Annotated in this window: 22 protein-coding genes; 11 read left to right on the top strand and 11 right to left on the bottom strand. The window is 66.9% G+C overall.

Annotated elements, in window-relative coordinates; all coding sequences use genetic code 11:
* The first annotated feature begins 24 nt into the window (after positions 1-24).
* From ET445_RS15860 to ET445_RS15850, 3 genes are read left to right on the top strand one after another with little or no spacing between them, the layout of a single operon-like run.
* Positions 25-1,260, top strand: a complete 1,236-nt coding sequence (locus ET445_RS15860) for a rhamnosyltransferase WsaF family glycosyltransferase (protein ID WP_129192134.1) — start codon at positions 25-27, stop codon at positions 1,258-1,260.
* A complete protein-coding gene (locus ET445_RS15855; protein ID WP_165314430.1) occupies positions 1,253-2,176 on the top strand; it encodes an NAD-dependent epimerase/dehydratase family protein in 924 nt (307 codons plus the stop codon). Before ET445_RS15860 ends, ET445_RS15855 begins: the two co-directional genes overlap by 8 nt.
* Positions 2,166-3,167, top strand: coding sequence for a glycosyltransferase family A protein (locus ET445_RS15850; RefSeq protein ID WP_129192132.1), 1,002 nt, complete (start codon positions 2,166-2,168; stop codon positions 3,165-3,167). The genes ET445_RS15855 and ET445_RS15850 overlap by 11 nt, the downstream gene beginning before the upstream one ends.
* A 15-nt stretch (positions 3,168-3,182) precedes the next feature.
* Here the strand turns inward: ET445_RS15850 and ET445_RS15845 are convergent, their stop codons facing one another.
* Entirely contained in the window at positions 3,183-4,061 is an 879-nt protein-coding gene (locus ET445_RS15845) for a hypothetical protein (protein ID WP_129192131.1), read from the bottom strand.
* A 379-nt stretch (positions 4,062-4,440) separates the two neighbouring features.
* On the opposite strand from ET445_RS15845, the gene ET445_RS15840 reads away from it, so the two are divergent.
* Both ET445_RS15840 and ET445_RS15835 read left to right on the top strand, forming a co-directional pair.
* On the top strand, positions 4,441-5,163 hold the full coding sequence (locus ET445_RS15840; RefSeq protein ID WP_129192130.1) for a hypothetical protein: 723 nt from the start codon (positions 4,441-4,443) through the stop codon (positions 5,161-5,163).
* An 11-nt stretch (positions 5,164-5,174) separates the two neighbouring features.
* Complete coding sequence (locus ET445_RS15835; RefSeq protein ID WP_129192129.1) at positions 5,175-6,122, top strand: NAD-dependent epimerase/dehydratase family protein; 948 nt, start codon at positions 5,175-5,177, stop codon at positions 6,120-6,122.
* A 58-nt stretch (positions 6,123-6,180) separates the two neighbouring features.
* On the opposite strand, the gene ET445_RS15830 is transcribed toward ET445_RS15835, so the two are convergent.
* The 3 genes from ET445_RS15830 to ET445_RS18335 are packed head-to-tail and all read right to left on the bottom strand — an operon-like array spanning position 6,181 to position 8,200.
* Complete coding sequence (locus ET445_RS15830; protein WP_129192128.1) at positions 6,181-7,374, bottom strand: ABC transporter ATP-binding protein; 1,194 nt, start codon at positions 7,372-7,374, stop codon at positions 6,181-6,183.
* Positions 7,375-7,376: 2 nt separating this feature from the next.
* On the bottom strand, positions 7,377-7,865 hold the full coding sequence (locus tag ET445_RS18340) for an ABC transporter permease (protein ID WP_279433482.1): 489 nt from the start codon (positions 7,863-7,865) through the stop codon (positions 7,377-7,379).
* A gap of 20 nt (positions 7,866-7,885) precedes the next feature.
* Positions 7,886-8,200: an ABC transporter permease gene (locus ET445_RS18335; RefSeq protein WP_279433481.1), complete on the bottom strand. Its 315-nt coding sequence runs from the start codon at positions 8,198-8,200 to the stop codon at positions 7,886-7,888.
* A gap of 156 nt (positions 8,201-8,356) precedes the next feature.
* Between ET445_RS18335 and ET445_RS15820 the strand changes: the two genes are divergently transcribed.
* From ET445_RS15820 to ET445_RS15795, 6 genes are all read left to right on the top strand, one after another.
* Complete coding sequence (locus ET445_RS15820; RefSeq protein ID WP_129192127.1) at positions 8,357-8,995, top strand: hypothetical protein; 639 nt, start codon at positions 8,357-8,359, stop codon at positions 8,993-8,995.
* A gap of 2 nt (positions 8,996-8,997) precedes the next feature.
* Positions 8,998-11,280 (top strand): hypothetical protein, encoded by a 2,283-nt coding sequence (locus tag ET445_RS15815; protein ID WP_129192126.1) that lies wholly within the window; start codon positions 8,998-9,000, stop codon positions 11,278-11,280.
* A gap of 67 nt (positions 11,281-11,347) precedes the next feature.
* Positions 11,348-12,847, top strand: a complete 1,500-nt coding sequence (locus ET445_RS15810) for a DUF2142 domain-containing protein (protein ID WP_129192125.1) — start codon at positions 11,348-11,350, stop codon at positions 12,845-12,847.
* Between the two features lie 122 nt (positions 12,848-12,969).
* A complete protein-coding gene (locus ET445_RS15805) occupies positions 12,970-14,535 on the top strand; it encodes a hypothetical protein (RefSeq protein ID WP_129192124.1) in 1,566 nt (521 codons plus the stop codon).
* 41 nt (positions 14,536-14,576) lie between these two features.
* Complete coding sequence (locus ET445_RS15800) at positions 14,577-15,521, top strand: glycosyltransferase family 2 protein (protein WP_129192123.1); 945 nt, start codon at positions 14,577-14,579, stop codon at positions 15,519-15,521.
* Positions 15,502-15,930 carry a GtrA family protein gene (locus tag ET445_RS15795; protein ID WP_129192122.1) on the top strand — a complete coding sequence of 143 codons (429 nt, stop codon included), beginning with the start codon at positions 15,502-15,504 and terminating at the stop codon, positions 15,928-15,930. Before ET445_RS15800 ends, ET445_RS15795 begins: the two co-directional genes overlap by 20 nt.
* Before the next feature lie 25 nt (positions 15,931-15,955).
* On the opposite strand, the gene ET445_RS15790 is transcribed toward ET445_RS15795, so the two are convergent.
* The 7 genes from ET445_RS15790 to ET445_RS15760 form a co-directional block, all read right to left on the bottom strand.
* Positions 15,956-17,239: a lipopolysaccharide biosynthesis protein gene (locus tag ET445_RS15790; RefSeq protein ID WP_129192121.1), complete on the bottom strand. Its 1,284-nt coding sequence runs from the start codon at positions 17,237-17,239 to the stop codon at positions 15,956-15,958.
* 16 nt (positions 17,240-17,255) lie between these two features.
* On the bottom strand, positions 17,256-18,329 hold the full coding sequence (locus ET445_RS15785) for a UDP-N-acetylglucosamine 2-epimerase (RefSeq protein WP_129192120.1): 1,074 nt from the start codon (positions 18,327-18,329) through the stop codon (positions 17,256-17,258).
* The gene (locus tag ET445_RS15780; RefSeq protein WP_129192119.1) at positions 18,326-19,417 is read right to left on the bottom strand and encodes a glycosyltransferase; all 1,092 of its coding nucleotides are present in this window, start codon (positions 19,415-19,417) and stop codon (positions 18,326-18,328) included. The genes ET445_RS15785 and ET445_RS15780 overlap by 4 nt, the downstream gene beginning before the upstream one ends.
* Entirely contained in the window at positions 19,414-19,812 is a 399-nt protein-coding gene (locus tag ET445_RS15775; RefSeq protein ID WP_129192118.1) for a DUF2304 domain-containing protein, read from the bottom strand. Before ET445_RS15775 ends, ET445_RS15780 begins: the two co-directional genes overlap by 4 nt.
* 5 nt (positions 19,813-19,817) lie before the next feature.
* Entirely contained in the window at positions 19,818-20,558 is a 741-nt protein-coding gene (locus ET445_RS15770) for a glycosyltransferase family 2 protein (protein ID WP_129192117.1), read from the bottom strand.
* 62 nt (positions 20,559-20,620) lie between these two features.
* Positions 20,621-21,583 carry a Gfo/Idh/MocA family protein gene (locus ET445_RS15765; RefSeq protein WP_129192116.1) on the bottom strand — a complete coding sequence of 321 codons (963 nt, stop codon included), beginning with the start codon at positions 21,581-21,583 and terminating at the stop codon, positions 20,621-20,623.
* Positions 21,580-22,686, bottom strand: a complete 1,107-nt coding sequence (locus ET445_RS15760) for a DegT/DnrJ/EryC1/StrS family aminotransferase (RefSeq protein WP_129192115.1) — start codon at positions 22,684-22,686, stop codon at positions 21,580-21,582. Before ET445_RS15760 ends, ET445_RS15765 begins: the two co-directional genes overlap by 4 nt.
* Between the last annotated feature and the right edge of the window lie 17 nt (positions 22,687-22,703).

The raw sequence follows: 22,703 nt of genomic DNA, 5'->3' as shown, positions 1-22,703 counted from the left end.
GCGCACACGTCCACAAGGAAAGAATTGAACGTTCTGAGGAAGCTCCGATCCGCATTCCGGGTCCTGAGGCTCGAAGGCTTCGACGGCCTGCGCTACCGGCTCAAGCACAAGCTCCGCGAGGAGCTCGTGACTGAGCGACCTCCGCTGCCCGTCAAGACCTCCGATGCGCTCGCCGTCGATTGGACCCGTGAACCGTCGTGGCGGACCCGACCACGTGCGGGGCACGATGGGCCGTGGACGATCGCGTGGGTGATGTCGCCGCCGAGCGAGAACAGCGGCGGCCACCAGAACCTCTTCCGGTTCATCGACTACGCGGAGAAGGCCGGGCACCGCTGCAAGATCTACTTCTACACGAGCGCCCCGGTCGTCGTGAACACCGTGCACATGCGTGCCATGCTCGACGCCTCGAGCGGATATCCGAACGTGCGTGCCGAGATGGCGATGTACGACGCGGAGGCCGGCATCTCCGACGACGTCGACGCCGTGTTCGCGACGAGTTGGGAGACCGCCTACCCGGTGTTCCTCGACGCATCCGACGCCAAGCGCTTCTACTTCGTGCAGGACTTCGAGCCGGCGTTCTACCCGGTCGGCACCGAGTCGCTCCTCGCCGAGAACACCTACCGCTTCGGCTTCCACGGAATCACCGCGGGCGGATGGCTCGCACAGAAGCTGCACGACGAGTACGGCATGCCGACCGATCGCTTCGATTTCGCGGTCGACCACTCGCTGTACTCGCTCACCAACCGGTCGCGCCGCAACGAGGTGTTCTTCTACGCTCGGCCGACCACCGCCCGACGCGGGTTCGAGCTCGGCATCATGGCGCTTGAGCAGTTCGCGAAGGCCCGTCCCGACATCACCATCAATCTCGCGGGGTGGGATGTCTCGGGCTACGACATCCCGTTCGCCCACAACAACCTCGCCGGCGTCGAGGTGGGCAAGCTCAGCGACCTCTACAACCGATGTGCGGTCGCCCTCGTCGTGTCGGCCACGAACATGTCCCTCCTGCCGCTCGAGCTGCTCGCCGCCGGGACGACACCGGTCGTCAATGACGCCCCCAACAATCGCCTCGTGAGCGACAACCCGTTCATCGAGTACGTGCCCGCCTCGCCCGGCGCGTTGGCCGATCGACTCGTCGAGGTCGTCGACCGGGCCGACGGACCTGCCCGATCCGAGGCGATGGCGGCATCGGTCGCCGATCTCAGCTGGGATGACTCGGGCGAGCAGTTCGTCACCGCGTTCGAACGGGCGATGCGTGCCTAGGTCGCTCGTCATCGGTGCCAACGGCTTCATCGGGGTCCACCTCGTCGAAGGTCTCCGTCGAGCCGGTCACGAGGTGACCGCGTTCGATCGGTTCAGTGCGGGCCCCCGATTCGGCGTCGACGGGGTGCGCATCGTCCGCGGCGAATTCCTCGACCGGTCGGCCTTGGCCGGGGCCCTGGACGGTCAGGACTTCGTCTTCCACTTCGTCTCGACGACGACGCCCGCGACCGCCGAGGGCGATCCCACGCTCGACGTTCGCACGAACATCGCGCAGTCGGTGGATCTCCTGACCCTCGCGGTCGAGGCCCGCGTCCGGCATGTGTACTTCGCCTCCACGGGGGGTGCCGTCTACGGACCCCAAGGACGCGATAGCTACGCCGAGGACACTCCGGCACTCCCCGTCTCGCCCTACGCGATCGGCAAGCTCACGATCGAGCACTACCTTCGGTACTTCCGGCATAAGCACGGGCTCCAATCCACCGCCTTGAGGATCTCGAACCCGTACGGGCCGGGGCAGCACGCGAGGCGCGGTCAAGGTCTCATCCCGATTGCGCTCGACCGGATCATCCGCGATGAAGAGGTCGTGCAGTTCGGCGACGGTAGCATGATCCGCGACTACCTCTACGTCGAAGACCTCGTCGCAATGATCCTGCGGATCGTGGCGGCGCCCATACGGGAGCACGAGGTCTACAACCTCGGTAGCGGGGTGGGGCAGAGCGTTTCCGAGACGCTTGCGACGCTCCGTGAAGTGACGGGGATCGACTTCCCGGTGCGCGTCGTCCCCGTGCCGACGACGTTCGTCGACCGGGTCGTGCTCGACACTGCTCGTTTCCGTCGCGAGTTCGGCGAGCTCGAGCTCATGCCGTTCGAGGAGGGCGTGAGGCGGACCTACGAGGAGGCTCGCGATGCCCGCTGATCAGAACGAGGTCCTGGCCACCGTCGCGATCCTGACCTACAACGGCGAGGAATACCTCGAACAGATCCTCGACGCGCTCGACCGGCAGCAGATCGATGGCGAGTTCGAAGTGCTCGTCATCGACTCGGGCTCGACGGACCGTACGCTCGAGATCGTCCGGGCGCGTCCGCACGTGCGGCTCCACGAGATTCCGAACAGCGAGTTCGGTCACGGAAAGACCCGCAACCTCGCCGCGCGGCTCGCGAACGGCGAGTTTGTCGCCTACCTCACCCATGACGCGGTTCCAGCGAACGAATCCTGGTTGCGCGAACTCCTGGCCCCGTTCGGCACGTCCGAACGTGTCGTCGCCGTGCTCGGCAAGCAGATTCCACGCCCGCTCTGCCAGCCGATCATGAAGTACGATATCGTCCACGCATTCGCCCGGTTCGGCCCCGATTACGGAACCTCCTACTTCTCACGCGGCGCATCCGCCGACTCAGAACCGGTGCTTGCAGCGAAGAGCTTCTACTCCGACGTGAACTCCGCGGCACGTCGCGCGCTGTTGCTCGATCGGATCCCGTACCGCGACGTGCGGTACGCCGAAGACCAGATGTTCGGCCGCGATGTCATCGATGCGGGTTTCGTGAAGGCGTACGCGCCGCGCGCCGCCGTCGTCCATTCGAATGATCTGACGTTCGAGGAGTTCGGTCATCGGATCTTCGACGAGACCGTCGCACTGCGTCAGATCGGCACGGAGGTGCCGAGGCTCTCGCGGGCAACCCTGCTGAAGCACATGATCAAGGGACCCGTTGCGGATGTCCCGCGCATCCTGCGCGACCCCGAGTACGGCCGGAAGCGAAAGCTCTTCTGGCTCGCAGCGAACCCGTTCTATTACGTGAGGAAGTGGCGTTCATACGATCGCGCGACTCGCGTCGATCTCGCCGACGCGCGATCGATCCGCAAGGGATCGCTCGAGCACCGCAGGAAGACCTCCGCGGGCGACGCAGCATGAACCGCCGCCCCGGGGCTAGGGGAGTGCGAGCAGCGCGGCGACCTCGTTCGCGATGCGTTCGGGTCTGATCCGCTCGCGGATCTCGAGCATCCTTCGGAGCGCGTCGTGCCAGAGGGGCGCGCCGAACGCACCGGCCGCGGCGTCGAGTGCGGCGGAGATCGATGCGGGATCGTCGCCGTCGACGAGGAACGGATAGTCGGCACCGAGCCAGTACCCCGCTTCGACCTGGGATCGCTGGATCAGGATGTTCGCGCCGCTCCACGCGGCGGTGAACCCTTTGAGGAACGGCTTGTCGTGATCGAGGTCGCGGGTGTTCCGCACTGCGTAGTGCATCGTGAAGTCCCCCAGCCGCCCGATCCAGTCGGTGCCCTCGGAACTCGAGGTGTCGATGTGCACGACCTCGACCCGATCCGACACCTCGTCGGGGATGAGCGCGTTGACGCTTTCGCCTAAGTAGCCGACGGCGAATCGGTCGGGCAGGGACTCGGGGGCTCGCAGCGGCACGCGCGGGTCGACGTGGTGGTTCACGAGACCGACGGGAAGCCGCGGGAAGTCGCGGCTCAGCCGAAGCAGGCTCGAATACGAGGCGGCGACGAGGGCGTCGACGTAACCGTCGACGTAGTTCGGCGGCTCCTCGTCGACGACATCCACGAAGAGCCGGTTGCCGAGGTTCCGGAGCTCTTCGAGGATCGGCATCGTCATCGCGCGAGCCGCGCCCTTCGTCAAGAACACGTCGCTTCTCGCGATGCGGGATCCGAGCGGGGCGTACCGAACTCGGCGACCGAGATGACGTGCGCTGAGCTCGGAGAGCTGCCGCCCGCGCATGACGGTGGAGCCGGCCCCGCGGTACTGTTCGGCGTAGACGAACACGAGCTCACGGCGACGCACCTGCACGGAATCCCCTCTCGCTCGGGGTTCTCCCGGCGCGAGTCGATACTATCGGAGCACCCGAACCCGATCGGGTGAAGTGTCGGCCATTCCCGCCGGCGGAGAGACAGGTCGACGACTGTGCTGTCGACGACGGATGGAGAGTTGTGAAAGACGGTCCGCGCCGAGTGGTTTTCACTGCGCTCATCGGTGACTACGAGAACCTGCTCGATCAGCCGGTCGCCGCCCGATCCGAGGTCGACTTCATCTGCTTCACCGACTCCGAGTCGATCACGAGCGACGCCTGGCGGATCATCCGCATCGATCCGCTCTTCCCGTTCGATCCGGTCCGCAGCCAACGCGCGATCAAGATCCGCGGACACGAAGCGCTGCACGAGTACGACGAGTGGCTGTACATCGACAACTCGGTGCTGCTGAGGCAGACCCCGAAGAGATCTTCGAGAGCTGGCTCGGCGACGGAGACTACGCGACGTGCCTGCACAGCTTCCGCGAGACGGTCCTCGACGAGTTCGACGCCGTGCTCGAACTCGGCTACGACGACGCGGCACGCATCACCGAGCAGCTCATCCACTATGCGGAGCTCAGGCCGGCCGTGCTCGACCAGCACCCCTACTGGAACGGCATGTTCGCCCGCCGCAACGCGCCGGCCGTGCACGAGATGACCGACCGTTGGTTCGACCACGTCCTCCGATACTCGCGCCGCGATCAGCTTTCGGCGAACTTCGTGTTCTCCGAGGCGTCCATCGACCTGCGCGTCGTCGACGAGGACACGAATGACTCCGTCTCTCACCAGTGGCCTGCGGGGGTCGGCCGGAAGACTCACAAGACCCTCGCGTCGAGGAAACGGTCCGGGCCCCTGCTCGCCGAGATCCGACGCCTTCGCCTCGAGATCGCCGAACTGAAGCGCGTGCTGGCGGATGCTAGGTTGGTTGAGGATGCGAAGTTGCGGGCGTATATCCAGGAGCTCGAATCGAAGCTCGTCTATGCTCGCTCCCGCCACGCGGCGGCGGTTCGGATCTTCGGACCGCGAACGGTCGCATTCGCGAGTCGGGTGCGCACAGCCGTTCGTCGGATCGTCTCGCCGGGGCGCGATTCGCGACAGAAGTAGTAGAGGAACACATGCGGGTCTTGGTCACCGGTGCCGCCGGGTTTATCGGTTCGACGACGGCGGAGGCGCTGCTGGGTCGCGGACACGACGTGGTGGGCATCGACTCGTTCACCGACTACTACGACCCGGCGCGCAAGCGCCGCAACGCCGAGGCATCCGTCGCAGCGGGCGTGCGCTTCGTCGAAGGCGATCTGCTGACGCTGCCGCTCGATGACTTGCTCGCCGACGTCGAAGTCGTGATCCACCTCGCAGGGCAGCCCGGCGTGCGCGCATCGTGGGGTGAGAGCTTCGACGAGTACCTGCAGCTCAACGTGCATACGACACAGCGCCTCCTCGAGGCGTCGAGGCGCGCCGACATCACGCGGTTCGTGTATGCATCGTCGTCGTCCGTGTACGGTCAGGCCGACTCGTATCCGACCGACGAATCGATGCTTCCGCGCCCGTTCAGCCCGTACGGCGTCACGAAACTCGCCGGCGAGCACCTCGTCTCGCTCTACCGGGAGAATTACGGTCTTCCGACCGTGAGCTTCAGGTTCTTCACGGTCTACGGGCCGCGCCAGCGGCCCGACATGGCGTTCTCGCGCTTCTTCGCGTCGGCGATCGCCGGGGCCCCAGTGACCGTCTACGGCGACGGCACGCAGATCCGCGACTTCACATTCGTCGGGGATGTCGCGGATGCGCTCTTACGGGTGAGCGCGCATGACGGCCCGCTGCCACCGGTGATGAACCTCGCCGGCGGATCAAGCGTCACTGTGCTCGAGGTGCTCGACACGATCGCCGCAATCACCGGTCGGCGGGTCGATATCGAGCACCTGCCGACCGTGAACGGCGACGTGTTCCGCACCGGCGGCGTCGCACATCTCGCGCGCGAGACGCTCGGCTGGACGCCGCGGACAGCGCTCGCCAACGGCCTCCGCGCGCAGTTCGACTGGATCGTCGAGGCGTCGTCGACCCGCTGAGACGCCGGTCGGCTCGTTGCGCCGCCGAGCCGCCGGTCAGCTCGCTGCGCCACTGAGTTCAGTCGCGCACGCGAGCGCTCACCGGCATCCGCACCACGCCGCCGCCCGGCAGCGAGTCGGCTACCGCGAACTCGGAAGCCGGGTTCAGTCGATCCAGGGACTTCCCGCCCGCAGTCTCGAGCGACCCGCGGATGACATAGGCGCCCGCGCCGAACGGCAGGGAGTCGAACGAGAAGTCCACGGAATGCCGGCCGACCGACGTCGGCAGGGCCAGGTCGAGCATGCCGCTGTTGAGGCCGTAGAGCGGCTCGCCCTGCTTCGTCTCGATCGCGATGCCGGCGACGAGCGGTTCGGACTGGGCGGTGCGAAGTTCGTAGTCGAACGCGAGCGACGCGGGCGCCCCCGACGTTGCCGCCTCGGTCGTGCCGCCGTCCGCCTGGAGGGAGATGCCGAGGATCGAGGCATCCTCGTTCAACGTCACGGGGCGGCCCTCGAGCCGGGCCTGGCTCCGCTCCTGCTCTTCGTACCCGAATCGCAGAACCCGAAGCCCGTCGGCGGGTGGGCCTTCGAAGATCATCCGGCCGTGATCCATGACCACGACCTTGTCGCTCAGCCGCCCGATCTGGGATGCGGAGTGGCTCACGACGACGATCGTGCGGCCTTCGCGCTGGAACTGTTCGATCTTCTCCATGCACTTGCGCTGGAAGGGCTCATCGCCGACCGCGAGCACCTCGTCGACGAGGAGCAGGTCGGGGTCGACGTGCACGGCGACGGCGAATGCGAGGCGCACGTACATGCCCGAGCTGTAGAACTTCACCTGGGTGTCGATGAACTCCTCGATGCCGGAGAAATCGACGATGGCGTCGAAGTAGGTGTCGATCTGCTTCTGCGTGAGTCCGAGGATCGCCGCGTTCATGTAGACGTTCTCGCGACCCGTGAGGTCGGGGTGGAAGCCCGCGCCGAGCTCGAGCAGCGCCGCCATCCGGCCGCGCCGCTTCACACTCCCGGTCGTCGGTTGGATGATGCCGCCGATGACCTTGAGGAGCGTGCTCTTGCCGGAGCCGTTGTGTCCGACGAGTCCGACGGTGCTGCCGATGGGGATATCGAGGTCGATGTCGCGCAGCGCCCAGAAGTCTTCGCGGTGCTCGCGCGCGGAGCGCGCGTTGACGATGCGCTCCTTGACGGACTTGTGCTTGTGGAGGACGAATCGCTTGGAGACATCCTGGATCTGAACGATCGTCGGGGCGGTCATGGTCAGAGCTCCTGAGCGAAGTCGCCCTGGATACGGGCGAAGAGACGGTGCGAAAGCCAGAGCAGGACGAGCCCGATCAGGAACGCGACGAGCATGCGGAGGTCGAGGTGGTCGGGCCACGCCTGGGTGACGCCGTCGACCGTTTCGGAGCCTGCGGGCCACAGGGCCTTCTGCGCGCCGATGATTGCGAGCGTGATGGGGTTCGCCAGATAGAGCTCCTCGAGCCATCCGCCCTTCAGCGCATTGTGCACGAACGTGAACGCGTACACGATCGGAGACACCCAAAAGAAGACCAGAATGAAGATCTCGGTGAAGTGCTGCACGTCGCGGAGGTAGACGTTCAATGCCGAAAGGACGAAGCTCAGGGCGGTGCCGTAGACGAGGATCACGAGGACTGCGGCGGGTGCGTAGAGCAGGTTCCAGCCGAACTCGAAGCGGCTGAGGAAGAGGATGCCGAGGAGGAGCACGCCGAACTGGATCGCGAAGTTCACGAGGGCGCTGCCGACGGTGGCTAGGGGAATATCTCGCGGGGTAGGTAGACCTTCTTAACGAGGCCCGCGTTCGCGACGATCGAGGTCGTCGACGTCGAGATGATCTCGCTGAAGAGGGCCCACATCGTGAGTCCGATGAAGACGAAGATGCCGAAGTCGGGCACGGAGCGCGCCGCGCCGAGCACTTGTCCGATTGCGAAGTAGTAGATGAGAAGCTGCACGAGCGGGCGGAAGAGGCTCCACACAATGCCGAGCGAACTGTCTTTGTACCGAACCTTCACCTCGCGCTTGACGAGGCGGCCGAGTAGCTCGCGGTACTGCCAGATCTCCCGCACGGATCCCGCGGTGCCGTGCAGAAGACTTGTTCGCTTGCCCAGTTCGACGAGGGGTTCATTCGCGATCTTGGCGGCGCGTTCCGACCTCGCGAGTGATTCGCGCTCGTTTGTATCCACGTGGCTCTCTTGTTCGGGGGATCCGGTGATGCGTAGACAGTGTACTCAGTCGACTTCCGGGGTCGGCTGAGAGCGACGCGAGGGCCGGCTGCCTCGTGCGGTACCTCACGAGCGGCCCGCGGAGCGCCGGGTGGACTGGGAAAGCGCATCTCCGTAGGCTTGGAGCGGGGTGAAGTCGCCCTGCATCGGATTCGGGGGATCATGCGCGGTGTAGGCAGAACGGCCGGCGCACTCGTGGTCGCGGCCGTCGTCTGCTCGTGGATCGCCGCATGCACGGGCTCTGTCGGCGAAGTCGACACGTCGTCGCCAACCGACGATCCGTCGTCGTCGTCGAATACGGCCGAGGAGAAGCCTGCCCCGACCGAGAACGAGCCACCTGGTGCTCTCGAGGCGGTCATCGTGGTCGCCGGTCCCGACGTCGACGGCGAGCACGTGTCGGCTTCGGGGTATGTATCAGGGGTCATCGAAGACGACGGGGAGTGTGTGTTCCGATTCATCCATGGTGAATCCGTCGTCGAGGCGACGTCCCGCTCGACGGCCGATCGGCAGACGAGTTCGTGCGGGGTCGTGCAGGTCGAGACGTCGAAAGTCACCAGAGGCACGTGGACTGTGCAGCTGAACTACACGAGCGAACGCGGCGCCGTGGCGTCGGAACCGGTCGAATTCGAGGTGCCGTGATCATGCCCAAGAAGACGCTCGTCGCAGTCGCGGCCGTGTTCGCGCTGCTCTTGGGCGTCGTCGTGCCGATGACCCAAGCGCCTCCGGCGGAGGCCGCGGTGGCCGCCCAGTTCAACCCCGGGAACATCATCGACGACGCGCTGTTCTACGACGGAGGCGCGCTCCCGGCCGCGAGCGTGCAGTCGTTCCTGAACTCGAAGGTCTCGGTGTGTCGAAGCGGGTACACGTGTCTGAAGGATTACCGGCAGTCGACCTCGTCGAAGTCGGGGGAGGCCGGTCGGTGCGGGCCGTATCAGGGCGCAGCCAACGAGTCGGCGGCCCAGATCATTTTCAAGGTCGGTGCGGCGTGCGGCATCAGCCAGAAGGCGCTCATCGTGTTGCTGGAGAAAGAGCAGAGTCTCGTGACGGACGACTGGCCGGTCGATCGTCAGTACCGCAGCGCGACGGGGTACGGATGCCCCGACACCGCGGACTGCGACGCGCAGTTCTACGGCTTCCAAAACCAGGTGTGGATGGCCGCGCTCCAGTTCAAGCGCTATGCCGCGAACCCCGGAGGCTGGAACCACATCGCGGGCCGCGTCAACGCCATCAGATTCAACCCGAACGCCGCGTGCGGCACCTCGCAGGTGTTCATCCAGAATACGGCGACGGCGGGACTCTACAACTACACCCCCTATCAGCCGAATGCCGCTGCGCTCGCGAACCTCTACGGCACGGGTGATTCGTGCAGCGCGTACGGCAACCGCAACTTCTGGCGGATCTTCACCGACTGGTTCGGGTCGACGACCGTGTCGAGCCTGATGAGAACCGCGAGTAGCGCAACCGTCTATGTCATCGGAGACGGTATTAAATATGCACTCGAATCAATGACGATGCTCTCGGCGTATGAAGCGCTCGGCGGGGTCACGATCGTCTCCGATTCTTATCTTGCATCCATCCCCACAGGTCAGAACGCGGGCCGCGTTATCAGAGCACCGAACGGGTCGATCTACTTCATCGACGCGTCGATAAAGCTTCCGTTCGCAACATGCGCGGAGGTTGAAGACTACGGGGGCAGCTGCGACCCCAGCGGCTTCGTCCAACTCACAGGGCCTCAGATTGATCGCTTCCACACTGGCCCGGCGATCACACCTGTACTGGCAACAGTTGAAGGCGGTCGCTACTACATCAAGAGCGGCGTCAAACGTGAGATCCTCGATGACGCGTCTCAGGTGGCAGCGGGCATCCCGCTCGGGCACAATGTGCTCACAGAGAACGCGATCGCCAAATTGCCGCTCGGTGACCCGATCATTCGGGATTCGGTCTACGCCGAAACCCGAGGCACTCCCGATCTCTCGCTGCTCGCCAACGGGTCCCGGCACGCTGTCTTGGCAGGCGATCTCGACGCGACTGGAGCCGCATCACGCGTGACCGGCTCGCTGAGCAGCGCAAGCCTTGCGCGGATCGCCGCTTCGCCTCAGCCGTTCTCGGGGTACGTCTCGAACAACGGCATCGTGCGAGTGCTCGCCTCGGCGAAGGAGTACACGCTCGGCGAGGGGTACCTCCGGGGTGGCGCGGCCGTCGTATCCGTGTCGGACGCGTTCGTGTCCGGATACCCCGACGGCGGGGCGCTCGCCCGTGGCTCGTTCGTCAAATCGGGGCCGAGTGCGACCGTCTTCGTCGTGATGCCCGACAGCATCCGACCGATCGCATCGTGGGACGCGTTGCTCCGACTGAGCGTCGACCAGGCGTCGCCGAACATCCTCATCGTCCCGCAGGCGCTGCCCTCCACCGTCGTACAGGGCGCCGTCGCGCTGTCGGCGGGGAACCTATACCGGACGCCCGAGAACGCGACGGTCTATCTCATCAACGGAGTGACGAGCCGGATCGCGTTCTCGAAGTTCAACTTCCCGAGTGCGGCGGGCTTCGACGAGTTCGCCTTTACGACGAAGGAACGTCTCGAGGGGTATCCGCTCGAGCCGACCCTGTTGACGTTCGCGGTGCGCTGCGACAGCCAGGTCTACGTCACCGCGGGCGGGCAGGTGCGATCGGTGACCCAGGCCCAGCTTCCGCTTTTCCCGTTCTCACCGGTCGATCTCGACAGTTTCACGTGCAGACTGCTCGCGCAGGGTCCGCCTGCGACGGAGTTCATCCGGACGTCGAACGGATCTCTCTTCCAGTTGGTCGGCGGCGAGAAGCGGCCGATCTCGAGCCTGCAGCGCTTCAACGAATTGAGCGGAGGTCGGGCCTGGATGCAGGTCGACGACTACTTCGCGGCCGCGATCCCGACGGGCGCGCCGGCCTGAGTGGAGCAGGTTCCGGCGTTGAGCCGTCTGAACGGGACCCTGTCCCGAACCCCGTAGTATCGAGTCCATGCGTGCTTGGTTCGGGAACTCGGCGGTTCGCCGGATCATCTTCGGCGTCACCGCGGCCGTGCTCGGATTCGTCGCGCTCGGAGCGTGGGCGATCTCCTCGCCGGTCGGCTCGAGCCCCGACGACGACTACCACCTGGTGAGCATCTGGTGCGGTCTCGGCGATCGAGAGGGGATCTGCGAGACCCCCGAAAACGCCGAGCCGGGCGGAGACACCCGAATGGTGCCGCGGTCGCTCTTCATCGATGCCGTCTGCTACAGCTACAAGCCGGCCGTCGGCGCTGCGTGCATGGGAGACCTCGACGGCGCGGGATTGACCGAGACGGCTCGCGGCAACTTCGTCGGCGACTACCCGCCGGTCTTCTACGGCGTGATGTCCCTCTTCGTCGGTGAGCACATCGAGGCATCCGTGCTCGTCATGCGATTCTTCAACGCGGCGCTCTTCGTCGCGTTCCTCTCCGTACTGACCTGGCTGACGCCTGCGGCGCGCCGAGCCGCTGTCGTGCTCCCCGTCGTCGCGACGGCGGTACCGCTCGGGATGTTCATCATTGCGTCGGTCAACCCGAGCAGCTGGGCCCTGCTCTCGGCGTCGACGCTCTGGATCTCGCTCTACAACTTCTTCGAGACGACCGGGCGGCGTCGGTGGTTGTTCGCCGGACTCGCCGCGCTCGCGCTCGTGCTCGGCGCGGGCGCGCGCGCGGATGCCGCGGCATACGCAGGACTCGCGATCGTCGGCGTGCTCATCCTGGAAGCCCGACGGACGAAGGCGTTCTGGCTGTCGGCCATCGTGCCCGCCGTCTTTATCGTCGTCGCGATCGTGTTCTACCGCTCATCGGGGCAGTCGAGCGCCGCGAGCGGAGGACTCGGCACGGTGCCTGGCGGGCAGTTCGCGCGCGAGCTGTTCCAGGCGTTCATCGCGGTCCCGGATCTCTGGGCGGGCATGCTCGGACGCTGGGGACTGGGATGGCTCGACACGGCGATGCCTGCGCTCGTGTGGGTATCCTCGCTTGCGATCTTCGCAGCCGTCGTCTTCGCCGGACTCGCCCGGTCCGGCGTCCGCAAGTATCTCGCCGCAGGCCTCATGTTCGCGGCTCTCTGGGGCGTCCCGACCCTGCTGCAAGCGCAATCGCACGCTCCGGTCGGTAACTACATCCAGCCTCGGTACATCCTTCCGATCGCGATCCTGGTGGTCGCGTTCGCCCTCGTCGCGACTCGCGAACGCATCGATTTCTCGCCCGCGCAGATCGTCGTCATCGTGCTCGCGCTGACCGCTGCGAACTCGTTGGCGCTCCACACGAATATCCGGCGCTATGTCACCGGACTCGACAACTCAGGCGTGAACCTGAGCTACGGAGTCGAGTGGTGGTGGGGTGAAGGTGTCACCCCAATGGTTGCGTGGCTCATCGGGTCGCTTGCGTTCGGGCTCTGCCTCGCATTGCTCGGATACCTCGCCCGGAGCTCCGTCGGGCAGAAACTCGATCGCCGCGCGGTGCCCGCCTGATGAGAACCTCCGACCTCGCCCCGCTCGGCTGCGCGGTCGATTGAGCAGGTCCGAGGTGGAACAGTCTGAGGACCCCACCGGAGCAATTATGCTTCTTGGAGCTTTCACGAAAGGCATGAGCGTTGAATCTGACCCCCCACTCGGCTGCGAACACCCTCTGGTCGAAATCCACGACCATTCTGCTGTTCGGCGTCGGTGCCGTCCTCAGCATCGTCTCGTTCCTGCTCGTGATGAGCATGCCCGACATGACCTGGCATCCGGCTCGCGATGATGAGCTTCGCGCGACGTACCAGACGTTCCAGGAGACCGGAACCCCGCTCATCAAGCCGTTCGGAACCGGGTCGTACTACACGCAGGCCGAGGGGCCGGGCGATCTGACGCTTGCCGCGTGGGACGACGACCCGGGCTCGTACCTGATCGCGAGCCTCATGGGTACGATCACGCACTCCGACTCTCCGTACCCGGGCCTGAAGCTCTTCACGGCGCTCCTCGTCGGACTTCCGATGCTCTGGTTGCCGCTCGCCGTCGCGCGCGTCTTCCGGCGGCCGATCGCGGGATACGCACTCATACTCCTGCCGGTCGTGATTTGGCTGTTGAATGGCACCCTGCTCGTCGGCACCGAGTACGGGCTCTCCGACTCGGTGAGCACGACTCCCGTCTACGCGCTCTACGGGATCGCCGCGTCCACGGCATTCCTCACCCTGTCTCTTGTACTGTGGGCGAGCACGTACCGGCTCGGCGTGACGCTCCTTGTCGCGGTGTCGGTCGGCATCGCTCTGCTCGCGGGTCTCGGCAATCTCGCGAGGTCGCTCTCCGGATTCGGCGTTGCCGCCGCGGTGGGCGTGCTCTGGTGGGTGGCGTCCAAGGGCAGGCTCCGTCTGCTGAAGGCGCTCGCGGCTGCAGTGGTCGCGGTCCTCGTCGCGCTCGGCGTGCAGAACGGGATTATGGCGCTCATCAACGTGCAGCGCGCAGAGGCGACGGGCATCTCGCTCGGCGAGCTTCCCGACGGGCACGGCACGTGGCATCCGCTCTACCTCGGACTCGCCTACCCGGAGCCGTTCACGGGCGAACCGTCGCCCTTCGGCATCGTCTGGAGCGATGAGTTCGGCTGGGAGCAGGCCCGCAAGGTCAATCCCGACGTCTTCATCGGCGGCGAAGAGTACGACCTCATCATGAAGGACCTCTATCTTCAGGAGGTTTACGACCAGCCGGTCGTCGCGGTGAAGCTGTACGTCAAGAAGGCGCTTTTCGTCCTCCAGCACTTCGGAGGCATGGTCGCGTTCATCCTCGTCGGATTCCTGCTCGTGTTCGTGCGCAGAGTGCGTCAACGTCGGGCGGCGGTCACGGCGCTCGCGATCACCGTGCCGACCATTCTGCTCGGCCTCGTGCCGCCCGTGCTCGTGATGCCGATGCTGTACTACTTCTCCGAACTCTCGGCCGCGCTCGGCATCCTCGTGGCGGTCGCGCTCGGAGCCGTCGCCTGGGCGCTGACCTCGGCGCGTGCGGGCGACGCGATCGAGGTCGCTACCGGCGGAACCGACGACGCGGGCGAAGCCGCGCCGATCGGCTCGCCGGAAACCGCGTCGGCAGACGTGTCGGATGCAGTCACCGAGACGGTCGCTGAGGACGCCTCGTCCCTCGGCTCCGACGCATCCGACGCCGAGCAGGCTCCCCGGGTCGGAGCCTGACGGATGACCCGAACGATCCCGGCGAGTTCCGGAGCATCCCGATGACCCTCCTGAGCGTTGTGGCCCCCGTGTACAATGAGTCCGCCGGCGTCGAGGCCTTCGTCGCTCGCGTCGAAGAGGTGCTCTCGGCGTGGGACGGGGAAGTCGAGATCATCCTCATCGACGACGGCTCCGCCGACGAGTCGTGGGCTCGGATCGCGGAGCTCGCCGACCGAGATCCGAAGGTGCGCGGCCTCAAGCTGTCGAGGAACTTCGGCAAGGACCCCGCGCTCTACGCCGGACTCGAGCACGCGCGCGGAGACGTCGCCGTCGTGCTCGACTCCGACCTGCAGCATCCGCCCGAGCTCATCACCGAGATGCTCGCGCAGTGGCAGGCTGGCGCCGAGATCGTCATCGCGCGCAAGCGGACCCGGCCCGATCAGTCCTTCGTCGTCCGGCTCGGCTCGAACCTGTGGGGCCGCGCGTTCGCGCAGCTCTCGGGGATCGACGTCCAGAACACGACCGATTTCCGCTTGATCTCGCGCCGTGTTCGGGAGAAGCTCCTCGAGCAGGGCGTGCACCGCCCGTTCTTCCGCGGCGATTCCTCAATCCTCGGCTTCCACACTGTCATGGTCGAGTTCGACCCGGCCCCGCGCGCCACCGGCCGTTCGAGTTTCCGAATCGGTTCACTCGCGCGGCTCGCGACCCGGTCGATCACGACCTTCTCGACCAAGCCGCTCCACCTCGTCAGCGCCGCGTCGCTGTTCCTCATGATCGCGGCGCTCGTGCTCGGCATCCAGACGCTCGTGCAGTGGTTCAACGGCAACGCGCAGACCGGGTTCACGACCGTCATCCTGCTCATCCTCTTCGTCGGGTCGCTGCTGCTGTTCGGTCTCGGCGTCATCGGCGAGTACATCGCGGCCATCTTCGAAGCGGTCAGAGGCCGAGCCGCGTACATCATCGAGACCGACACCCGGGAGATGCAGCGTGATCCGGAAGATCACTGACGCCCTGTTCGGGGAGAACCGTCAGGCGGTGTGGCGGTACATCGTCTCGGGCGTCCTGAGCGGTCTGAGCATGCTGGCAACCTCGTTCAGCTGCCGTGCGCTCGGCGTGAACGACGAGCTTTCGACGGTCTCCGGTGTCCTCGTGTCGTTCGTCGTGTCGTTCGCACTCCAGAAGTGGTGGGTCTTCAAGAGCGGCAGCCCCGTTGTGATCGCCTCGATGCGGTTCGCGCTCGTCACCACGATCACGTGGGCGCTCAGCGTCGGCCTCTATTTCGTGCTCGTCAACCTTTGGGGCTGGCCGTTCGCCGCCGTGCAGGTCGCGGTCGTCTGCTTCGTCGCGGGGTGCAATTTCACCATCAACCGCCTTTGGACGTTCCGCGACCGCACGGTCTCCAACGACGCGGCCTGACCGCCGCGACGCCCCGGTTGTCGCGCTACGACGCCGACTGCGTCGGGGCGTTCGTCGCGGTCACGAGCGTCGGCCTCGAACGCACGAGGTGGGCGATGTAGAACGCGACGAGCGCGAGCGTTCCGCTGGCGCCGTTGAGCGCGATCGCGAGCAGGATGTCGGGAAGCGCGACGAGGAACCCGGCGAGCTGCAGGAGCGCCGCGCCGAGTGCGATGACGAGGCCGAGTCGCGAGGCCCCGGCCGTCAGCGAGATGAGCACGGCCTGCGCCATCGACCACGGAAGGCACATGAGCGCCATCCAAGGCAGGAGCCCGACGGTCTCCGCATACGCGGGACCGTACAGCAGGTCGACGATCGGGCCGCCGAGCAGCCAGAGGCCGCCCGAGATCGCGATTCCCGTGACGAGGGTGAAGACAAGGGTCAGGTTGAGGCCCTGGCGGGTCCGCGCGCGATCTCCGCTCGCGCGGACGAACCGCGGAAGTAGGTAGAGCGAGAGGATCGAGGGCACGATCAGCATCGTCTTCACGAGCACGGCGCCGGCCGCGTAGGCGCCAGAGTCGTGCGGCGAGGCGCCGCCGCGGACGAGCACGACATCGGCGTTCGTCATCCACGCGAACGTCACGGTCAGCAGCAGCACGGTAATGCTCTGCGCCGTGAAGGCGCTCGCGCGCCCGACGATCCCGGCGCGGCGGAGCTGCAGGCCGGCTCCGACGGCGCCGAGCACCGCGGTGACCACGACGACGAGCAGCACGCCGAGAGCACCGGTGCCGGTGACGACTGCGATGGTGGTGAGGCCCAGCTGGAGCAATTGGCTGCCGGTCGTCCACCAAACGACCGAACGGGTCGCGTCGACGCCCTGCAGGATGCCCTGCGCCCTCGCGAACAGGAAGTACGGGACGATACCGAGCGCGGTGACGAGCACGAGCAGCCAGGAGGCGTCGAGCGATCCGACCAGCAGAGGACCGATCGCGAGCACGACCACCGTGGCTGCGCCGCCGAGCACGAGGGCTTCGATGAACGGTCCATCGAGGTGGCGACGTCGGCTTGGGCTGTCTGTCCCCGACGCTCCTGTGGGTTCGACGGCCGCCGTCGCGACCGCGACGGAGTTGCGTAGCGCGGAGCTTCCGACGGCGACGACGTTCACGACGGCGAGGAACGCGGCGAGCAGACCGAACTGCTCGGTGCCGAGACCTCGGGCCGCGACGACCTGGAACCCCGCGGTCGCGAGGATGCCGAGTGCGCTGATCGCGGTGATCTCCGCGAGGGCGCGGCCGTGCGTCCCGAGACGGGATTTTGACGGCGTGCTCACGATCGTCCGCTCCGGCTCACGCGCGCGCGAAGCCGCGCTCGATGAGATCGGCGACGATAATGTCCGAGGGGGAGCGGCCCGTGTCGGGGTCCTCGACGCGGTACTTGGCGCTGTCGGCGAGGAACGCCGAGACTTTGGCCTGGTCCCACTCGGAGAGGACCGCGCTCGTGCCGATGCCGTCTTCGCTTTCGGTGACCTTGCGGTGGATCAGCGTCGGGACGCCGAACACCGCGGACTCCTGCTGGATGCCGCCCGAATCAGTCACGATGAACGACGCGGAGCGCATCGTCTCGACGAAGTCGCCGTGCTCGAGCTTGTCGATCACCGTGATGTTCGTGAGGCCGAGCTCGGCGATCGTCGCCTCCATCGCGGGGCGCGAGAACGCATCGACGATGATCCGGAGCGGCAGCGGGGTGTCGCGGTCGAGGGTCGTGAGCGTCTCGCGGACGAGGGCTTGGTTCGAGACGAATTCGAAACGGTGGAGGAGGACCAGTCCGAACGGCTCCTCGGCCTGGCCGCGGTCGCGCGCGGCGTCTAGGACGGCGTCTTTCGCGGTGTTACCGTGCGTGTTCAGGACGTTCGAACGGCGCGAGAGGTTCCGCGCGGCCTCTTCGGACGGGGCGTAGTGGATGTCCGCGATCCGGCCGACGATCCGGCGGTCGAGCTCTTCGGGGAAGGGGTGGCGCCAGTTGCCGGACCGGAGACCCGCTTCGACGTGAGCGACCGGAACCCCGAGCCGCTTGCCGATGAGCGTGCCGAGCACGGTGGTCATGGTGTCGCCGTGCACGACGACGACCGTGCCCTCGGGCAGGGTCTTCTTGAGCTTGCCCGCGTTCTTCATCGTCCAGCCGAGGATGTCGAAGATCCACTTGACCATCTGCGCGGGCGAGGTCAGCGAACGCCCCTTGCTGCCGTTGGCGATCTGCTGCTCGGGCGCATGGAATCCGAGCTCGGGGATGGCCTTCCGAAGCGACTCGGTGTGGTGGTAGGTGATCCAGTGCTGGTAGGGGATGCCCTGCGCGTCGAGGCGGCGGGCGACCGGAGCGAGCTTGATCGCCTCGGCGGTAGTGCCGTAGATGAAGATGATCACGGTGCGGTGTGCTCCTCGGAGGTCGAAGGGTGGAGGGCGCCGCGGCGGAGGAAGGCACGACGGTGAACGAACAGGCCGCGCACGAGACCCAGCCAGAACGGGACGACGAAGAGCGGAAGCACCGCGACGTAGGCGAGCAGGGCGCGCGGGGGGCAGCGGTTGATCGCCGCGAGGAGCGCCGGTGCGAGCGCGAGGAGGATGCTCGCGAGCGCGATGCCGAGCGCGACGGCGCCCAAACCCGCCACGACGAGCCACACGAGGACGACGACGAGGGCGATCGGCGCGAGCGCGAACGCGATGAGGGCGATCGAGCGGGCGGGGGTCGTGCCGGCGTAGCTGTCGACGAACAGGGTTCCACGATCGAAGGTGTGCGACACGAACCCGCGGACCGTCGTGCGGGGACGGTAGAGGGCGGAGAACCCCGGGTCGAGTCGGATCGGGTGCGCTTCGACCAACCAGCGCAGGAGCTTGGTGTCGTCCGAGACCAGGCGGGCGTCGTCGGCCGGCCAGGTGCCGCGGAACGCCTCGCGCAGCAGATCGGTGGGGGCCAGGAAGATCGTCGTGCCCTTCGGCACTGAATCGAAGTTCTCGGGCGTGATGTCCATCGGTCTCGGGCGCCGCAGGTAGTGGGCCCAGAAGATGTGGGTCGGCACCTCCCAGAACCGGCCGACGAGCGGGGCGTCGGAGACGGTCGGGACGTGGCCGTTCCACACCGTCTGCGACGGCTCCTCCGCGAGGACGCGTCGGTAGTGGACGAGCGAATCGACGTCGACGAGCACGCGCGAGTCGAGGAGCATCGTCGCGGTCGCACGGGATCGCTTGAGGCCGGCCCAGCGGGCGAGGAACCGGCCCTGATTCGTCTGGCGGTGGAGTTCGACGGTGCCAGGGAAGGCTGCCGCGATGCGTTCGACGACGGACTCGGTGTCATCCGTCGATCCGTCGTCGACGAAGACGACCTGCACCGCCAGGCCGGACGCGCGCACGGCGCGTGCGAGCGCCTCGAAGGTCGTGGGGAGCCACGGGGCCGAGTTGTACGAGGGGATCACGATGCTGACGTCGGGAAGGGCCTCGTTCGGGGTGGGGCTCATGCGTCTCCGGCCGGCGTGCCGCCGGACGATCGGTCGGAGTCGGCGAGGGCGGACTCGAGTTCGCGGACCCTGAGCTCGAGCAGCGCCGCCGTTTCGACGAGCGCCCTGGTCTCACCCTCGAGGTCGGTCAGCTCGGAACTGTGCTGGATGCACACGAGGACGAGCACGGCGATCGAGACGAAGAAGACGAGGTTCGACGGCAGGCCGACGCCGAGCAGGTTCGCGGCCCATTCGAGGATGCCGGGGAAGACGCCGACGACGACGGCGAGGACGGTCGCGGCGAGCCACCACACGGCGTGGCGCTCGCGCAGCCGTCGGCGTCGCAGGAGTTCGATGACGACCACGAACGTCGCGAGCGAGGCGACGACTCCGAGGGTGTAGGACAACGTGCTCATGGATCTCAGTTCTCGGCTGCGCCGACGGCGGCGATCGTGCGCTTGGGACGGATGTGCGCGAATCCGAGCGCGATGAACGCCCTGGCGAGGTAGACGGCGGAGCGCACGGGGTTGTGGCTCGGTGTGCCTCCGGCCCGCGGGCGCATGGCGACCGGCACCTGGATGATCCGGCAGCCGGCGCGCGCCGCGATCACGAGCGCCTCGATCGTGTCGCCGAGGTACTCGGCGGGATAGTCGACGGCGAAGAGGGCGACCGCACGGGGACCGCACGCCTTGAAGCCGGAGGTCGCGTCCGTCAGCCGGGTCTTCGCGGTCCGGCTCAGCAAGCGCGCGATGACGCGCATCGCGAATCGCCGCAGGCCGTGCGCCCGGTATTCGCCTTCGCCGGCGAAACGGGCGCCGATGACGATGTCGGCCTCACCGAGCTTCGCGAGGAGCTTCGGCACGGCCGCCGGGTCGTGCTGCCCGTCGGCGTCGATCTGGACGACGACGTCGTAGCCGTTCTGGATCGCGTACTTGAAGCCGAGCCGCATCGCTCCGCCGACGCCGAGATTCACGGGCAGGTCGGCGACGGTCGCGCCTGCGGCCCGGGCCACCGACGCGGTCCCGTCCGTCGAGCCGTCGTTCACCACGAGGCATCCGGCGCCTGGGAGCGAGTGTCGGACCTCGGCGATGACATCGCCGATCGCCTCCCTCTCGTTGAACGCGGGCATGACGATGAGCACGCGTTCGAGGGGATGAGACATGCGGAGATCCTATCAAGCGTGGTGTGCGTGACCGCTTTGGGGGGGGCGTGCGCGGGGAGAGATCAGGCGCGCGCGCGTTGCGCGATGACGTGGTCGATCACGCGGTGGGACGGGAGGATGCCCGCTCGCTCCTCGGCGGCATCCGCACGGCTCTCGACCAGTTCGAGGAACCGGGTGAACTGCGCAGTGAGCGGCTCGGGCGCCGGTGGGATCTCGGGGATCTCGATGATCGTCTGCTGGCGGAACCCCATGCCATCGTCGACCGACGCCTCGGAGACGTGACGGTAGACCGTCAGGTTGCGGCGGAGCAGGTCGACCTCGATCAGGCGGTCGAGCTCGTGCACGGTCAGCGAGCGGACCTTGTGCTGGCCGATCCGGCTGGCCGAGATCTGCGCGACCCCGCCGTTCGCGAAGGCGAGGGTCGCTTCGGCGACATCCTCGGCCTGTACGAGCGATGACGGGTGGAAGAACCCGAGCTGCGCCGACACATCGGTCGGCTCGGTGCCGAAGAGCTGGATCGCGAGGTCGACGTCGTGGACCAGGAGGTCCCACGACACGCCCGTGCGGATGCGGGGCGCATAGGGGGAGTGCCGCATGGCGCGGATGTGGATCGGTTCGCGGAGCACCGACTTCGCGGCCATGACGGCCGGATTCCAGCGCTCGAGGAGGCCGCACATGATGGGAAGGTCGCGGCGATCGGCTTCGGCGAGGATCTCTTCGGTGCGCAGCAGGCTGTCGGCGACGGGCTTCTCGATGAGGAGCGGGCGGTCCTGGGAGAGCACCTGCATGGCGAGTTCGAAGTGCGCCTCGGTTGCGGCGGCGACCACGACGGCGTCGAGGTCGCCGAGATCGGGAAGCTCGGGGGCCCACTCCGCGCCGAAACGGTCGGCGACGGCACGACCCACCTCTTCGCGCGGGTCGACGAGGACGGCGAGGTCGGCGTCAGGGGACTGGCTGATGACCCGCGCGTGGTGCGAGCCCATATTGCCGGCGCCGACGAGGGCGATCCGGGGGCGGGCGCTCATCGCGACCCGGCCACGATGTCGGCGACCGCGCCCGCGATGGTGTCGAGCTCGTCGGTCGTGAGCGCGGGGTGCACGGGGAGCGAGAGCGCTTCGCGGGTCAAGCGCGCCGCGACCGGCACCTCGCTGACGCGGATCTGCGGATGTCCGGCGTACGCATCGTAGTCGAACACGAGCTTCGGGTAGTAGACGCCGTTGCCGACGCCGCGCTCGAGGAGCTTGGCGGACAGTTCGTCGCGCGTGATGCCGGACTCCTCGGTGACGCGGATCGTGTACTGGTGCCAGACGTGCGTGCGGTCGTCGAGGACGCGGGGCGTGACGATGCCCGCGACCTCCGCGAGCGCGTTGCTCAGGTAGGCCGCATTCCGCCGGCGCTTGGCGACGGTCTCGTCGTAGCGGGCGAGCTGCGGGAGCGCGAGCGCGGCCTGCAGATCGGTGAGACGGTAGTTGCTGCCCGCCAGCTCGTACTGGTACCGGGCGCGCATCCCCTGGTTGCGCAGTAGCCGGAGCCGGTCGGCGAGTTCGTCGTCGTCGGTCGTGATAATGCCGCCCTCGCCGGTCGTCATGTTCTTCGTCGCGTAGAGCGAGAACGTGGCCAGGCCGTAGCTCCCGGCGAACCGCTCGCCGAACTGCGCACCCTGCGCCTGTGCCGAGTCCTCGAGGATGCGAAGGCCCTTTGAGCGCGCGAGGTCGACGATCTTGTCCATATCGGCCATCTGGCCGTAGAGGTGCACGGGTGCGATCACCTTGGTGCGCTCGGTGATCGCGCCGGCGATCGACTCGGGGTCGATGTTGAAGTCGTCGAGGCGCGCGTCGGCGAAGACCGCGGTCGCACCGGCCTGGAGGATCGCGTTGAGCGTCGCGACGAACGTGAAGGGGGTCGTCACGACCTCGTCGCCCGGCTGCAGATCGAGGACCTGGAGCGCCGCGATGAGCGCGGTGGTGCCGTTGTTGACGGCGATGGCGTGCTTGGATCCGTATGCCTCGGCGAAGCCCGCCTCGAGCGCTGCGACCTTCGGACCCTGGGCGATGAGGCCGGATCGGAGGACTTCGAGGACCAGCTCCTCTTCTTCGGAGCCGAACTGGACGGTCGTGATGGGGATCATTGCGCCTCTATGATTGG

The organism is Agromyces protaetiae (assembly GCF_004135405.1).
In the GTDB taxonomy this organism is placed as follows: domain Bacteria; phylum Actinomycetota; class Actinomycetes; order Actinomycetales; family Microbacteriaceae; genus Agromyces; species Agromyces protaetiae.
This window is presented reverse-complemented; position numbering and strand designations above follow the sequence as displayed.

Bases quoted from the DNA above. Each gene is read 5' to 3' on its own strand.
- ET445_RS15850 (WP_129192132.1), top strand. From the start codon at position 2,166: ATGCCCGCTGATCAGAACGAGGTCCTGGCCACCGTCGCGATCCTGACC.
- ET445_RS15835 (WP_129192129.1), top strand. From the start codon at position 5,175: ATGCGGGTCTTGGTCACCGGTGCCGCCGGGTTTATCGGTTCGACGACG.
- ET445_RS15830 (WP_129192128.1), bottom strand. From the start codon at position 7,374: ATGACCGCCCCGACGATCGTTCAGATCCAGGATGTCTCCAAGCGATTC.
- ET445_RS15815 (WP_129192126.1), top strand. From the start codon at position 8,998: ATGCCCAAGAAGACGCTCGTCGCAGTCGCGGCCGTGTTCGCGCTGCTC.
- ET445_RS15810 (WP_129192125.1), top strand. From the start codon at position 11,348: ATGCGTGCTTGGTTCGGGAACTCGGCGGTTCGCCGGATCATCTTCGGC.
- ET445_RS15800 (WP_129192123.1), top strand. From the start codon at position 14,577: ATGACCCTCCTGAGCGTTGTGGCCCCCGTGTACAATGAGTCCGCCGGC.
- ET445_RS15780 (WP_129192119.1), bottom strand. From the start codon at position 19,417: ATGAGCCCCACCCCGAACGAGGCCCTTCCCGACGTCAGCATCGTGATC.
- ET445_RS15775 (WP_129192118.1), bottom strand. From the start codon at position 19,812: ATGAGCACGTTGTCCTACACCCTCGGAGTCGTCGCCTCGCTCGCGACG.
- ET445_RS15770 (WP_129192117.1), bottom strand. From the start codon at position 20,558: ATGTCTCATCCCCTCGAACGCGTGCTCATCGTCATGCCCGCGTTCAAC.
- ET445_RS15765 (WP_129192116.1), bottom strand. From the start codon at position 21,583: ATGAGCGCCCGCCCCCGGATCGCCCTCGTCGGCGCCGGCAATATGGGC.
- ET445_RS15760 (WP_129192115.1), bottom strand. From the start codon at position 22,686: ATGATCCCCATCACGACCGTCCAGTTCGGCTCCGAAGAAGAGGAGCTG.